Genomic DNA, 13,178 nt, shown 5'->3' on the forward strand with positions numbered 1-13,178 from the left:
TGTCTCCGCTGCTGGTCCACCCTGCCCCGATGATGTCCAAGTGGAAGCTGGCCTGGGCCAGGATCACGCGCAGGATGTGGTTCCGCGCCACGCTCTACGGGGCGCTTGGCGTGGTGACCGCGCTGGCCGGTGCCTTCGTGAAGTTCCTGCTGCCCGTCGGCCTGGCCGGCAAGATCGGCGCGGATTCGGTCGGCAACATCCTGGGCATCCTGGCCGCCTCGATGCTGACGGTGACCACCTTCTCCCTGTCCACCATGGTCTCGGCCTACGGCTCGGCCTCCAGCAGTGCCACGCCGCGCGCCGCGCGCCTGCTGATTGAGGACACGCGCGCGCAAGGGGCGCTGGCCACCTTCATCGGCGCCTTCCTGTTTTCCATCGTCGGCCTGATCGCGCTCAGCACGGGCATCTACGGCGACAGTGGGCGGCTGGTGCTGTTCGGCGCCACCATCGCGGTGATCGTGCTGATCACCGTCACCCTGCTGCGCTCGATCGAGCAGCTTTCGCGCTTCGGGCGCATGGGCGAAACCGTGGACTTGGTCGAGCGCGCCACGCGGGCAGCGATGCAGCGGCGTGCGGAGGACCCGCTGCTGGGCGGCATGCATTGCCTCGATCCCCTTCCCGCCGACACCCAGCCGATCGGCGCGCGCCAGGTCGGCTATGTCGAGCACATCGATACCACGCGACTGCACGCCCTGGCCGAAGAACACGACCTCACGGTGCACGTGGCCTGCCAGCCCGGCACTTTCGCCACCCCGGACCGTCCGCTGCTCCATATCCAAGGCCAGCCCGATCAGGAGCTCACCGAGCAGCTGCGTGCCGCCATCAGCCTGGCCGACGCACGCACGATCGAGAACGATCCACGCTACGGCCTGGTGGTGCTGACCGAGATCGCGCTGCGGGCGATGTCCCCGGCGATCAACGACCCCGGCACCTGCATCGACGTGGTCGGCACCTGCGTGCGGCTGCTATCCGGCTGGGCAGGCAAGTGCGCACAGGGCGAGATGCCGGAGGTGAAGTACCCCCGCGTCCACGTCGCCCCCTTGGACGAAACCGACATGTTCGACGACGTGTTTCCACTGATCTCACGTGAGGCGGCCACCTCGCTCGAAGTCCAGGTTCGCCTGCAGAAGGCCTATGCGGCGCTGGCGGCCTCTGGTTACGCCCCCATGCGCCGGTCGGCGCATCTCCATGCCGGCCTGTCCCTGGACCGGGCGCTGCAGCACATGGACTTTGCGCCGGACCGCACGCGCCTGCAGGAGGTCGCGGCACGGGAGAACGGCGTGGAGCCTGGGGCGCATGCGCCATCGGCGCCGGAGCGGTCTTGATGGAAGCACGCTGGATCCGCGCGCTGGACGGGCTTGAAGCGACACAGTGGGATGCGCTGCACGATGGCAGCAACCCCTTCCTCCACCACGCTTTCCTGTCAGGCCTGGAGCAGACAGGGTGCCTGCGGACTGATTGGGGTTGGACACCGCAGCACCTGACCCTGTGGGAAGACGATCGGCTGGTGGCCGCCGCACCGGGCTACCTCAAGACCAATTCGCATGGTGAGTTCGTGTTCGACCATGCCTGGGCCCATGCCTATGCGCGCTATGGCCAGGACTACTTCCCCAAGTGGCTGTGCGCGGTGCCCTACTCGCCAGTGACCGGACCACGCCTGCTCGCACCCACCCCTGCGCTGCGCCAGGCGCTGCTGCTGGCCATGCAGGCGCATGTCGGGCGCCATGGACTGTCCTCGGCGCACGTGAACTTCCATACCGAGGCCGAGGACGCCGTGTTCGGCGCCGACTGGCTGGCGCGTACCGACGTGCAGTACCAGTGGCGCAATACGGCCGGCTGGCGGACCTTCGATGACTTCCTGGCCGCAATGGACCACAAGCATCGCAAGAACATCCGCCAGGAACGGGCCAAGGTGGCGCGCGCCGGCGTGCGCTTCCGGGTGGTCCACGGCGACGAGGCCAGCGATGACGACCTGGAGGCGATGTATGGCTTCTACCTGCAGACCTTCCACGAGTACGGCAATTCGCCTGCGCTGACCCTGGAGTTCCTGCAGGCCCTGGCCCTGCGCATGCCGCGTGCGCTGGTGATCTTTCTGGCCGAATACGAAGGGCGCCCGGTTGCCGGCGCCCTCTGCCTGCGCGGTGGGGACAGCCTCTATGGCCGCTACTGGGGCGCGGACGCCACCCTGGCCGGACTGCACTTCGAGACCTGCTACTACCAGGGGATCGACTACTGCCTGCGCGAGGGTCTGACCCACTTCGAGCCAGGCGCCCAGGGCGTGCACAAGATCGCGCGGGGCTTCTTGCCGACCTTCGTGCGCAGCCGCCACTGGATCGGCGATGAGGCCTTTCGCGAGGCACTGGCACGCTGGTGCGCCGAGGAGGACGCCTCGGTGCGTGAGCACGCGCTGATCCTCGCGCAGCGCTCCCCGTTCCGCTCGACGTCGGCGTGACCGGCCCCGTGGCGCCCCGACCCCTGCCCTTCCTGCTCGCTCCCGCGCAGGACGCCCCCTTTCCCGACGCCTCCCTGGCGCTCAGGGAACCCAACGGCCTGCTGGCCGTGGGCGGTGACCTGTCACCACCGCGCCTGCTCAAAGCCTATCGAGCTGGCATCTTTCCCTGGTTCTCGGACGGCCAGCCGCCGTTGTGGTGGTCCCCGGACCCGCGCACGGTCTTTGCCACCGGCCGCGTTCGCCTGTCTTCCCGATTCCGCCGCCAGCTGCGCGGCAGTGCCTGGGTCCTGCGTGCCGATACCGCGTTCGACCAGGTGCTCCAGGCCTGCGCCACCGCGTCGCGTCCCGGCCAGGACGGCACATGGATCACCGCGGACATGGGGCAGGCCTACGGGCAACTGCACCGGCTCGGACACGCGCATTCGCTGGAGGTCTGGGATGACACCGGCACGCTCGTCGGTGGCATCTACGGCGTCGCCATCGGCCGCATGTTTTTCGGGGAGAGCATGTTCTCGGCATGCTCGGGAGGTTCGAAAGCCGCCCTCGCCGGGCTGTCCCACGTGCTGCGGGGCTGGGGCTGGCCGCTGATCGATGCCCAGGTCGCCAACGACCACCTGACCCGCATGGGCGCCGAGCCGATGCCACGGGACCGCTTCCTGCGCAAGATCGCAGACTTGGTGAAGCAGGAGGGCCGGATCGGCCCCTGGACCACGTCGGTGGGTCATCTGCCAGCCGCCACACTGTGCGTGGCTTAACAGCCGTATGGAGCCAGGTTCGCTTTCCCGTCCTCGCTTAGGGTGCTGATCCAGCCAATCGGGCGTGGCGCGACGATCGAATTCAATGGGTCATGTTGAAGGCCATGCCCTTTGCTTGACTCATAGAAGTGATGCGCATGCATAACCGTTCTTCCTGGATAAATGTGATTTATCCTTCTTGGATCGCTGGCGGCCCGTTCGCCACGCATTCAGGTCATGTATTTGCCGGCATCTACATGAATGGCTTGGCCTGTTAGATATTCGGTCTCGATGATCATCCGTGTCGCCGGCCAGAGTTCTTCAGGGCGACCCATACGCCCTAGTGGAAGGTTCTCGGTGGACCTGAAGCAATCGCTTTGGCCATTCTGCTTTCGATCAACGCGGGGGCTATGGCGTTGGCGGTGATTCGGTGCGGGCGCAGTGCAGTGGCATAGGCATGCATCAGGCTCTCGACACCGCCTTTCGAAGCGGCATAGGCGGCTGAAAGTCCCCCGCCGGTGCGGGCGGCGGCGGACGACATGAAGATAAGCCGGCCACCGTCTCGCGTCATGTGAGGCCATGCCGCTTGCGAGACAAGAAAAGCGCTCGTCAAGTTTGCATGAAGCGTCTTCTGGAAATGCGCGAGATCGAGACGGTCGATCGGGCATAATTCGCCGATGCCCGCGTTGTTGATCACGCAGTCGATGCGACCGAAGTGCGCGAGCGTTTCATTAATAAGCCGCTGAGCATCCTCGGCGATGCTGACATCCGCCCGAATACCGATGCCGTCATTCAAGCAAGACACCAACTGATCGACTTCGGCGCTCTGAGAGCGATAATTTACAGCGACATAGTGCCCCTCGGACGCAGCCGCGACAGCGAGCGCAGCGCCGATGCCGCGTCCAGCGCCTGTGATGAGGATGACCTTTGCCAAAGGCTTCTGGATGTGCTGCATGATTGTTCAACTCGATGAAGGGGGCCTTGCCGTCCGCAGTCCTGCGGCCTCTCACCTTATTTGACGCGTCGCCATTCGATCTGGATCTCGGTGCCCTCGGGCCGCCGAAATCTCTCGGACATGCGGTCACCATCAACAGTAAGCGTCAGATCGTCACGGGTCCGCACGCTGCCGACCCAATTTGGGAATGTCGAACCCAAGACACGGTTTCCGCTAAATTCTCCATTACTGTCGACAGTATAGGTGCCGAAGAATCCGATACTGCGTGACATCGCCATGCGGTTCTCTTTATCCGTCCCCTCACCGCGCGCATTGGACACAAAACGAGGCGTGTCGGCGTCGGTAAGTACCTCCACGAAGTGCATATCGGGCGTAAAGACGAGGAGACTGTTGGGTTTTTCTCCATAGGCGGGAATATTCTTTCCGGCAGGGTCGATCGTCGCCGATACCATTTTCCATGTGCCCAGCACCTGATTTTCAGCGCTGGTCTGTGCGAAGGCGAATGAGGGCAAGGTGCCGAGAGCGAGCGCCAGCATGACGGGACGAATAGACATGTTTTTTTTCCTCTGTTCCTGGTGTCTAGGTTGCTGCGATTTCACGGAGCCTGGCGGTCGGTGGAATGGGCGACCTCCCACTGCGCCTCGAGTGCCTGCCGGTGATGAACCATGTTTTCTTCAGGCGATTACCCGTTTGCAAGTCTGCGAATGTAAATCACGGGGGTTGGTGTTATAAGATCTTCAATATGGGATGAGGTGGTGAGGAATAATCACGAATGGTGCGTCCCAGCCTGAATGACCTGGCCGCCTTCACGGCAGTGGCCAGTCACCTCAGCTTTCGCAGGGCGGCAGACGTCATGGGTGTCTCGCGCTCCGCGCTCAGCCACACGATCATCGGACTCGAGGGCAAACTGGGCATCCGGCTTTTCGACCGGACGACACGCCGCGTGTCACTGACCCAGGCTGGCGCCCGGATGCTCGCTCGGCTCCCCCGGTTCTTCAGGATCTCGATCAGGCGCTCGATATCCTCTCCGAGGAGCGCGGCACGCCGACCGGCACGCTGCGGATCAATGCCAACAAGAGTGGTGCCCGTATCCTCCTGAGACACGTCGTGCCTCCGTTCCTGGATCGCTATCCCGACGTCGAGCTCCATCTGGTTTCGAAAGGACGTCTCGTCGATGTCGTGGAACAGGGGTTCGATGCAGGCGTGTGCCTGATGGAGACGATTCCGCAGGACATGGTCTCGGACACGCGCATTCGCTGGAGGTCTGGGATGACACCGGCACGCTCGTTGGCGGCATCTACGGCGTGGCGATCGGTCGCATGTTTTTTGGGGAGAGCATGTTCTCGGCATGCTCGGGAGGTTCGAAAGCCGCCCTCGCGGGCCTGTCCCACGTGCTGCGTGGCTGGGGCTGGCCGCTGATCGATGCCCAGGTCGCCAACGACCACCTGACCCGCATGGGCGCCGAGCCGATGCCACGAGACCGCTTCCTGCCCAAGATCGCAGACTTGGTGAAGCAGGAAAGCCGGATCGGCCGGCCCCTGGACCCACGTCGGTGGGTCATCTGCCGGCCGCCGCACTGGGCGAGGCTTAACGCATTTTTTGCGGTGACACCAGCTTCAGGTTATAATGACTGGCTTCGCGGGCCCGCCCGGTCCGCCCGCACTCTCAGCAGGCATCCATGTCGAAAGACGATTCAATCGAATTCGAAGGCGCCGTCACCGAGACGCTGCCCAACACCATGTTCCGCGTGCGCCTGGAAAACGGCCACGAGATCATCGCCCATATCTCCGGCCGCATGCGCAAGAACTACATCCGCATCCTGACCGGTGACCGGGTGAAAGTCGAAATGACGCCCTACGACCTGACCAAGGGCCGCATCACCTACCGCATGAAATAACGGGCCGCGCTTGCAGCGCCGACCGCAGAGGCAGCCGAGAGGCTGCCTTTTTGCGTTACGTTCGGGAGCGCGACCCTGGCACATCTCCAAACGACGGCGCACGGATCCGCCTGTCAGCCTGGAAAACGAGGAAGGCGACGCAAGGCCGCCTTCCCTTCTTCTTCAATTGGCTTTGGCCAATCGCCGGCGCCAGATGGACCGAAGATCAGTCCTCTACGGTCGCCGGCAGCAGTCGCTCGGGCTCGGGCTGGGCGGTGACGACGAGCTCGTCGTCCTTGACGTCGATGCTGACCTTGCCACCCTCCACTAGCTTGCCGAACAGCAGCTCGTCGGCCAGCGGACGCTTGATCTTGTCCTGGATCACGCGGGCCATCGGGCGGGCACCCATCTGCGGATCAAAACCATGCTGGGCCAGCCAGTCGCGCGCCTCGGGCGTAGCCGACAGGGTGACGTGCTTTTCGTGCAGCAGCATCTCCAGTTCGATCATGAACTTGTCGACCACGCGCAGGATGTGGTCGAAGCCCAGTGCCTGGAACTGCACGATCGCATCCAGGCGATTGCGGAATTCCGGGGTGAAGCCTCGGCGGATGACTTCCATCGCATCGGTGGAGTGATCCTGCTTGGTGAAGCCGATCGACCGACGCGAGGCCTGCGCCGCACCCGCATTGGTCGTCATCACCAGGATCACGTTCTTGAAGTTGGCCTCGCGCCCGTTGGTGTCGGTCAGCACGCCGCGGTCCATGACCTGCAGCAGGATGTTGAAGATGTCCGGATGGGCCTTCTCCACCTCGTCCAGCAGCAGCACGCAGTGCGGCGTCTTGACGATCTTTTCGGTCAGCAAACCGCCCTGGTCGAATCCGACGTAGCCCGGAGGCGCACCGATCAGGCGGCTGATCGAATGCGGCTCCATGTACTCGGACATGTCGAAGCGCACCAGCTCGATGCCCAGTTGCATGGCCAGCTGGCGGGTCACCTCGGTCTTGCCCACCCCGGTCGGGCCCGCGAACAGGAAGTTGCCGATCGGCTTGTCCGGATTGCCCAGGCCGCTGCGCGCCAGCTTGATGGCCGACGCCAGCGAATCGATCGCCGGATCCTGGCCGAAGATGACCATCTTCAGGTTGCGATCCAGATGCTGCAGCACGTCCTTGTCGGTCGCACTGACCTGCTTGGCCGGGATGCGCGCCATCTTGGCCACGATGGTCTCGATCTCTTCCACGTCGATCAGGGTCTTGCGCTGCTCTTCAGGCAGCAGGCGCTGTCGGGCACCGGCTTCGTCGATCACGTCGATCGCCTTGTCCGGCAGCAAGCGGTCCCCGATGTGCTTGACCGACAGGTCCACCGCGGCCTGCAGCGCCTCGTCGGCGTAGCTGACGTTGTGGTGCGACTCGTACTTGGCCTTCAGGCCCAGCAAAATCTCGTAGGTCTCGCTGATGGTCGGCTCGACCACGTCGATCTTCTGGAAACGGCGCGCCAGGGCGCGGTCCTTTTCGAAGATGCCGCGATATTCCTGGAAGGTGGTCGACCCGATGCAGCGCAGCTCGCCCGACGCCAGGGCCGGCTTGATCAGATTGGAGGCATCCATGGTGCCGCCCGAGGCCGATCCGGCGCCGATGATCGTGTGGATCTCGTCGATGAACAGCACCGCATTGGGCACCTTCTTCAACGCGCCGAGCACGGCCTTCAGGCGCTTCTCGAAGTCTCCGCGGTACTTGGTCCCGGCCACCAGCGCACCCAGATCCAACGAATAAATGACCGCGTCCTCAAGGACCTCGGGCACCTCGCCGTCGACGATGCGCTTGGCCAGACCTTCGGCCAGGGCCGTCTTGCCCACGCCGGCCTCGCCGACGTAGAGCGGATTGTTCTTGCGGCGGCGGCACAGGACCTGGATGGTGCGCTCGATTTCCTCACCACGCCCGACCAGCGGATCGATCCTGCCGTTCCGGGCCGCGTCGTTGAGGTTGCTGGCATATTCAGCCAACGCGTCGCCCTTGGCTTCGCTTTCGCCGCCTTCTGCCTTGCCCTCGCCGGGTTCGGCCGATCCCTGCGTCTCGCCCTCGCCCTGCCGGGCAATGCCGTGGGAGAGGTAGTTGACGATGTCCAGGCGGGTGACGTCCTGCTGGTTGAGGAAGTACACGGCGTGCGAGTCCTTCTCGCCGAAGATCGCCACCAGCACATTGGCTCCGGTGACTTCCTTCTTGCCGGAGGACTGGACGTGGTAGACGGCCCGCTGCAGCACGCGCTGGAAGCCCAGCGTGGGCTGGGTGTCGCGTCCATCGTCCTCGGCCAGGCGCGAGACCGAGGCCTCGACCGCCTGGTCCAGATCCAGGCGCAAACGCCCGGTGTCGGCGCCGGTGGCCTTGAGGACCGCCTGGGCCGACGGGTTGTCGAGGAGGGCGAGCAGCAAGTGTTCGACCGTCATGAATTCGTGCCGCGCCTCGCGGGCACGCTTGTAGCACTGGCCGATCGTCTGCTCGAGATCTTTGCTGAACATGGGTCGCTCCCAACTGCTGTTGCCAACAATATGCGGCCTGTAGCGGGAATTTCCACAACTGCCTTGCGCTGACCTATTCAGCGCGGGTTGCGCGATACGGGCGGCTGGCTCAGGACTGTTCCATCGTGCACAGCAAAGGATGCTGACTCATCCTCGAATACTCGTTGACCTGGGCCACCTTCGACTCTGCCACTTCGCGTGTGTAGACGCCGCACACGCCGCGTCCGCGGGTGTGGACGTGCAGCATCACCTGGGTGGCCTTCTCCAGGTCCATGTTGAAGAACTGCTGCAGCACCGTGATCACGAAATCCATCGGTGTGTAGTCGTCGTTGAGCAGCAGGACCTGATACAGGGGCGGCGGGGTGACCTCCGGCTTTCCGGTTTCCACCAGGACGCCGTGGTCTTGCTCGTGTTCGGGAGTGCGGGGCATGCGGCAATTATACGGAATGGACGGGCTGCGTCCGCGCACGCACAATTTGCACGATGTGCCCTGCCCGCCCGTTTCACCGCCAGGATGATTTCACCTGCGACTGTCCCAATATCGGGCCAATGTCGACAAGGAATGGATCACGATGAGCTTCCCGGATGACCGTTTTTGGCAGCCCGATACCACGGTGGCGACCATCGTGGTGCGCGACGGGCGCCTGCTGCTGGTCGAGGAGCACGCCGAGGGACGACTGGTCCTGAACCAGCCAGCCGGCCACCTCGAGCCAGACGAGAGCCTGCAGGACGCCGCCTTGCGGGAGACGCTCGAGGAAAGCGGCTGGACGGTGCGCCTGACCCATTTCGTAGGCGCCTACCAGTGGAAGGCCGAAACCGGCCGGCACTACCTGCGCTTTGCTTTCGCAGGCGAGCCGGTCTCCCACGACGCGGCGCGCGCGCTCGACGAGGGCATCGTCCGGGCACTGTGGATGACGCCGGACGAACTGCGCCAGGCGCAGGCGCGACATCGCAGTCCGCTGGTGTGGCGGGTGGCCGCCGATTACCTGGCCGGACGCCGCTTGCCGCTGTCCGCGGTGGCGCAGCTGGCATGAGCACCGCCCCGCGCGTGGTGGTCGGTGTGTCCGGCGGGGTCGACTCGTCGGTGGCCGCGCTGGAACTGGTCCGCTCGGGGGTTCCGGCCGCCGGGCTGTTCATGCAGAACTGGTCCGACGACGGCAGAGGCGATTGCCGCGCCGAAGACGACCGGCGCGACGCGGTGGCGGTTTGCGGGCGGCTGGGCTTGCCCTTCCACTTTCGCGATTTCTCGCAGGAATACTGGGATGGGGTGTTCGCGCATTTCCTGGCGGAATACGCCGCTGGGCGCACGCCCAACCCGGACGTGCTGTGTAACCGCGAGGTCAAGTTCAAGCATTTCATCGACGCGGCCCGTGAACTGGGCGCCGAGAAGATCGCCACCGGCCACTACGCCCGGGTCGAGCAGCGGGGACGCCGCTGGCACCTGCTGCGCGGGGTGGACACGGCCAAGGACCAGAGCTACTTCCTGCATCAGCTCGGGCAAGAGCAGCTGGCCGCGACCCTGTTTCCGATCGGCCACCTGCACAAGCCGGATCTGCGCGGAATCGCACGCCAGGCTGGGCTGCCGGTCCACGACAAGAAGGATTCGACCGGCATCTGCTTCATCGGCGAGCGCGATTTCCGCCAGTTCCTCGGCCAGTACCTGCCAGCCAAGACCGGGGAGATGCGCGACCCGGATGGCGCGGTCATCGGCCAGCATCCCGGCGTGTTCTTCTTTACCCTGGGGCAGCGCGAGGGGCTGAACATCGGCGGCGTCCGCGGGCGTGCCGCGGCGCCCTGGTATGTCGTGGGTAAGGACGTGACCGGCAATGTGCTCTATGTCGATCAGGACACCGCCAGTCCCTATCTGCACTCCACCCGCCTGCGCAGTGAATCGATGCATTGGGTCGCCGGCGCCGCGCCCGCCGCCCGCATCGACTGCAGTGCGCAGACCCGCTACCGGCAGGCCGCAGAGCCCTGCACGGTGCATGTACTTGAGGACGGAACACTGGATATCGAATTTGCACGCCCACAACGCGCGGTCACCCCCGGGCAATCGGTGGTGCTGTACGACGGACAGGATTGCCTGGGCGGGGCGGTGATCGCCTCGACCAACGCGCCACTGGAATTGCGCCTGCGGGAGCAGGCGGCATGAGCGCGCCACTGAATGAGCGCGTGCTCGCGTTGGCCGCCCTGGCCCAATCGCTGGCACAGGTGCGTCGGATCGCCGAAACCGGGCAGTCCGAGGACGGTGCTGCCAGCGCGGTGCTGGACAGTGTGTTCCGTGTCGATGCCGCTTCCACGGAGGCCGTCTACGCCCGTGCCTCGTCCCTGGCGCCGGGGCTGCGCCTGCTGCGTGATTACTTCGAAGGCCAGAACAAGGACGCGTCCCTGCCCCGCCTGGCGCTCTCGGTGCTGCAGGTCGAACGCCGCTTCGTCCGGGAAACCGACACGGTCCGCGCTGTGAGCGGTGGCCTGGAGGAAATCGCCCCCCAGGCCGCCGAGCGCGGCAGTACCCATCCGGATGTCCTGACGGCCCTGGGCACGCTCTACTCGGACACGATCAGCCACCTGCGGCCGCGGGTGATGATCCAGGGAAACCCGCACTACCTGGGCCAACCTGGCGTGGTCTCGGAGATCCGCGCGATCCTGCTGGCGGCCGTGCGCGCCGCGGTGCTGTGGCGTCAGCTGGGCGGCAGCCTTTGGGACTTCGTGTTCTCGCGCAAGGCCATGGTCCAGGCCGCACGCAGCTGGCTGGGGGCGTAAGCCGCGCAACGCACCAGGCGGCGGATCGCGCAGCGCGCCTTTCAATTTCGTCATCTCCAGCGCACGCCCCAGTGCGCTGGAACGCGGTGCGAACGGCGTCGCAGATGCACCCGGCCGACTAAAGACCCGGGGGGGGCGGCCGATACAGCAATCGTGACTCTGCCGAGAACGACCATGTACTCACGCCTCCTCATCCGTCTGGCCGCTCCGCTGGTCCTGACGCTGCTCTTCCCCCTGGCCACGGCGCTGGATTGGCCCGCCGCCATGCGCTGGGCGATCCTCACCACCATGACGCTGAGCTGGCTGGGCTATGCCGGCTGGGTGACCTACAGCCACTCACGCCGCTCCCCGGAGCAAAGCAAGGCGATGCGCGAGCAGGACCAGTTGCTCTCGGACCTGCGCAGCTTCGTCAGCAACGAGATCGACGGCTCGCGTAGCGAGATCGAGCGTGCCCGTGAACTGATCCGCCAGGCGGTGTCCGGGCTGGGCGGTAGCTTCGAGGCCATGAACCGCAAGTCGCGCCAGCAGAGCCAGGCGCTGGCCCGCATCGTGGACCGGACCGGCGAGGAAGGCGGGTCGGGCATCGACGTGGCCCGCTTCGCCCAACATGCCAGTTCGCGCATGGAACAACTGGTCGAGGCGCTGGAGCAGGTCAGCGGCCAGAGCAGCACCACGGTCCAGCATATCGACGAGATGGCCCAGCACCTGGACGGCATCTTCGCCCTGCTGGAGGACGTCAAGTCGATCGCCGATCAGACCAACCTGCTGGCGCTGAACGCGGCGATCGAAGCGGCGCGCGCCGGTGAAGCCGGACGCGGCTTCGCGGTGGTGGCCGACGAGGTCCGCAACCTGTCCGAGCGCTCGACCAGCTTCAACGAGCAGATCCGCAAACTCGCGCACAGCTCCAAGGACGCCATTGCCAAGGTCCGCGAGACGGTCTCCAACATGGCCTCGCGTGACATGGACCGTTCACGTGAAGCGCGTCACGAGGCAGCGGCGATGCTGGACAACGTCGCGGCGATCAACCGCTCCCTGGGCGAAGGCGTGCGCGAGATCTCCGAGTGCGGCCGCTCGATCGACAGCAGCGTCGCCGAAGCCGTGCGCGCCTTGCAGTTCGAGGACATTGCCACCCAGGCCCTGGGCGGCGTCCACACCCACCTGGACCGCCTGACCGCGATCAACCGCGAGGCGGTCGGCCTGCAGGAACTGCTGCATCGCAGTGGCGGGGTGTTCGACGGCGAACTGATCGCGGCACTGCAGCGGGTGGGGACCCGCTTGCGCGAGATGCGCGTGGAGTGGGAGCGTCCGCCGCACAAGCCGGTTGCACAGCAGGACATGGGCGCGGGCACGGTGGAGTTGTTCTGAGCCAGCGCCCACGCAAGATCCGCGGCATCGAGCGACCCTGTCCGGCCCTGCGCCTGGCCGGGTCGTTCGTCCGTTGACCGGCAGCAATGCTGATGGCGCCGACCCCCGTCGTCCCTGACCTCTCCCCTCTGCGCACTGGTTTCGGCCATCGCCTCCCATGATCCAAGCCTTCACCCGCCAGCCCAACGAATCCGTGCCTTCCGATGACGCCCCGGCCCTGCAGCGGCTCGAGGCCCTGGCCCGCGCGGAACTGGGCCAGCTACGCGCCCAGGCCACCGCAAGCACGCCGCCACCGGCCAAGCTCGACCCGGTCCTCGCCTCCCTGGCGTGGGATCTGGGCCTGGATGGCCATGCCCTGCAGGCGCTGGGTGTCGCGACCACGGACAGCCAATAAGGCAACCGAGCCGATTGAAGGCCTGGAACGGATTGAAGCCCGTCACGCCTGGCCGGCGGATGTCCAGAACGACTGACTCCGGCGGGTTGCGCACAGCTGTCCCGCTGATCGTGAAGCGCACGCGGCT

General features: G+C 65.5%; 14 protein-coding genes and 2 pseudogenes. 12 read left to right on the top strand and 4 right to left on the bottom strand.

The window, feature by feature from the left end; genetic code table 11:
* Positions 1-29: 29 nt before the first annotated feature.
* From ACORQU_RS17915 to aat, 3 genes are read left to right on the top strand one after another with little or no spacing between them, the layout of a single operon-like run.
* Positions 30-1,325, top strand: a complete 1,296-nt coding sequence (locus ACORQU_RS17915; RefSeq protein WP_491642408.1) for a DUF2254 domain-containing protein — start codon at positions 30-32, stop codon at positions 1,323-1,325.
* Positions 1,325-2,452: a GNAT family N-acetyltransferase gene (locus ACORQU_RS17920; protein ID WP_491642409.1), complete on the top strand. Its 1,128-nt coding sequence runs from the start codon at positions 1,325-1,327 to the stop codon at positions 2,450-2,452. Before ACORQU_RS17915 ends, ACORQU_RS17920 begins: the two co-directional genes overlap by 1 nt.
* Positions 2,449-3,207, top strand: a complete 759-nt coding sequence (gene aat / locus ACORQU_RS17925; RefSeq protein WP_491642410.1) for a leucyl/phenylalanyl-tRNA--protein transferase — start codon at positions 2,449-2,451, stop codon at positions 3,205-3,207. Before ACORQU_RS17920 ends, aat begins: the two co-directional genes overlap by 4 nt.
* 319 nt (positions 3,208-3,526) lie before the next feature.
* Here aat and ACORQU_RS17930 read toward each other — a convergent pair whose 3' ends face one another.
* Positions 3,527-4,141, bottom strand: coding sequence for an SDR family NAD(P)-dependent oxidoreductase (locus ACORQU_RS17930; RefSeq protein WP_491642412.1), 615 nt, complete (start codon positions 4,139-4,141; stop codon positions 3,527-3,529).
* Positions 4,142-4,197: 56 nt separating this feature from the next.
* Entirely contained in the window at positions 4,198-4,695 is a 498-nt protein-coding gene (locus tag ACORQU_RS17935) for a lipocalin-like domain-containing protein (RefSeq protein ID WP_491642413.1), read from the bottom strand.
* Between the two features lie 218 nt (positions 4,696-4,913).
* Here ACORQU_RS17935 and ACORQU_RS17940 point away from each other — a divergent pair, with 218 nt between their 5' ends.
* From ACORQU_RS17940 to infA, 4 genes and pseudogenes are all read left to right on the top strand, one after another.
* Positions 4,914-5,240: a LysR family transcriptional regulator gene (locus tag ACORQU_RS17940; RefSeq protein ID WP_491642414.1), complete on the top strand. Its 327-nt coding sequence runs from the start codon at positions 4,914-4,916 to the stop codon at positions 5,238-5,240.
* Positions 5,237-5,314 (top strand): annotated as a pseudogene (locus ACORQU_RS17945) (hypothetical protein); the annotation flags it as partial. The gene ACORQU_RS17940 and the pseudogene ACORQU_RS17945, both read left to right, overlap by 4 nt.
* A gap of 32 nt (positions 5,315-5,346) precedes the next feature.
* A pseudogene (locus tag ACORQU_RS17950) lies at positions 5,347-5,577 on the top strand (hypothetical protein); the annotation flags it as partial.
* Between the two features lie 242 nt (positions 5,578-5,819).
* Positions 5,820-6,038, top strand: coding sequence for a translation initiation factor IF-1 (gene infA / locus ACORQU_RS17955; RefSeq protein ID WP_271645773.1), 219 nt, complete (start codon positions 5,820-5,822; stop codon positions 6,036-6,038).
* Positions 6,039-6,243: 205 nt separating this feature from the next.
* Here infA and clpA read toward each other — a convergent pair whose 3' ends face one another.
* Both clpA and clpS read right to left on the bottom strand, forming a co-directional pair.
* On the bottom strand, positions 6,244-8,529 hold the full coding sequence (clpA, locus tag ACORQU_RS17960; RefSeq protein ID WP_491642415.1) for an ATP-dependent Clp protease ATP-binding subunit ClpA: 2,286 nt from the start codon (positions 8,527-8,529) through the stop codon (positions 6,244-6,246).
* 109 nt (positions 8,530-8,638) lie between these two features.
* A complete protein-coding gene (clpS, locus tag ACORQU_RS17965) occupies positions 8,639-8,959 on the bottom strand; it encodes an ATP-dependent Clp protease adapter ClpS (RefSeq protein ID WP_271645771.1) in 321 nt (106 codons plus the stop codon).
* Between the two features lie 142 nt (positions 8,960-9,101).
* Between clpS and ACORQU_RS17970 the strand changes: the two genes are divergently transcribed.
* The 5 genes from ACORQU_RS17970 to ACORQU_RS17990 all read left to right on the top strand — a co-directional run bounded on the left by ACORQU_RS17970 (position 9,102) and on the right by ACORQU_RS17990 (position 13,051).
* A complete protein-coding gene (locus tag ACORQU_RS17970) occupies positions 9,102-9,563 on the top strand; it encodes an NUDIX hydrolase (protein ID WP_271645770.1) in 462 nt (153 codons plus the stop codon).
* Positions 9,560-10,681 carry a tRNA 2-thiouridine(34) synthase MnmA gene (mnmA, locus tag ACORQU_RS17975; protein ID WP_491642416.1) on the top strand — a complete coding sequence of 374 codons (1,122 nt, stop codon included), beginning with the start codon at positions 9,560-9,562 and terminating at the stop codon, positions 10,679-10,681. The genes ACORQU_RS17970 and mnmA overlap by 4 nt, the downstream gene beginning before the upstream one ends.
* Positions 10,678-11,292, top strand: a complete 615-nt coding sequence (hflD, locus tag ACORQU_RS17980; RefSeq protein WP_271645768.1) for a high frequency lysogenization protein HflD — start codon at positions 10,678-10,680, stop codon at positions 11,290-11,292. Before mnmA ends, hflD begins: the two co-directional genes overlap by 4 nt.
* Positions 11,293-11,466: 174 nt before the next feature.
* Complete coding sequence (locus ACORQU_RS17985; RefSeq protein ID WP_271645767.1) at positions 11,467-12,657, top strand: methyl-accepting chemotaxis protein; 1,191 nt, start codon at positions 11,467-11,469, stop codon at positions 12,655-12,657.
* A 157-nt stretch (positions 12,658-12,814) separates the two neighbouring features.
* The gene (locus tag ACORQU_RS17990) at positions 12,815-13,051 is read left to right on the top strand and encodes a hypothetical protein (protein ID WP_491642418.1); all 237 of its coding nucleotides are present in this window, start codon (positions 12,815-12,817) and stop codon (positions 13,049-13,051) included.
* Positions 13,052-13,178 lie beyond the last annotated feature (127 nt).

Source organism: Pseudoxanthomonas sp. JC1303, assembly GCF_058448525.1.

Bases quoted from the DNA above. Each gene is read 5' to 3' on its own strand.
- ACORQU_RS17915 (WP_491642408.1), top strand. From the start codon at position 30: ATGATGTCCAAGTGGAAGCTGGCCTGGGCCAGGATCACGCGCAGGATG.
- ACORQU_RS17970 (WP_271645770.1), top strand. From the start codon at position 9,102: ATGAGCTTCCCGGATGACCGTTTTTGGCAGCCCGATACCACGGTGGCG.
- infA (WP_271645773.1), top strand. From the start codon at position 5,820: ATGTCGAAAGACGATTCAATCGAATTCGAAGGCGCCGTCACCGAGACG.
- ACORQU_RS17940 (WP_491642414.1), top strand. From the start codon at position 4,914: ATGGTGCGTCCCAGCCTGAATGACCTGGCCGCCTTCACGGCAGTGGCC.
- ACORQU_RS17990 (WP_491642418.1), top strand. From the start codon at position 12,815: ATGATCCAAGCCTTCACCCGCCAGCCCAACGAATCCGTGCCTTCCGAT.
- mnmA (WP_491642416.1), top strand. From the start codon at position 9,560: ATGAGCACCGCCCCGCGCGTGGTGGTCGGTGTGTCCGGCGGGGTCGAC.
- ACORQU_RS17935 (WP_491642413.1), bottom strand. From the start codon at position 4,695: ATGTCTATTCGTCCCGTCATGCTGGCGCTCGCTCTCGGCACCTTGCCC.
- clpS (WP_271645771.1), bottom strand. From the start codon at position 8,959: ATGCCCCGCACTCCCGAACACGAGCAAGACCACGGCGTCCTGGTGGAA.
- ACORQU_RS17930 (WP_491642412.1), bottom strand. From the start codon at position 4,141: ATGCAGCACATCCAGAAGCCTTTGGCAAAGGTCATCCTCATCACAGGC.
- clpA (WP_491642415.1), bottom strand. From the start codon at position 8,529: ATGTTCAGCAAAGATCTCGAGCAGACGATCGGCCAGTGCTACAAGCGT.
- ACORQU_RS17920 (WP_491642409.1), top strand. From the start codon at position 1,325: ATGGAAGCACGCTGGATCCGCGCGCTGGACGGGCTTGAAGCGACACAG.
- ACORQU_RS17985 (WP_271645767.1), top strand. From the start codon at position 11,467: ATGTACTCACGCCTCCTCATCCGTCTGGCCGCTCCGCTGGTCCTGACG.
- hflD (WP_271645768.1), top strand. From the start codon at position 10,678: ATGAGCGCGCCACTGAATGAGCGCGTGCTCGCGTTGGCCGCCCTGGCC.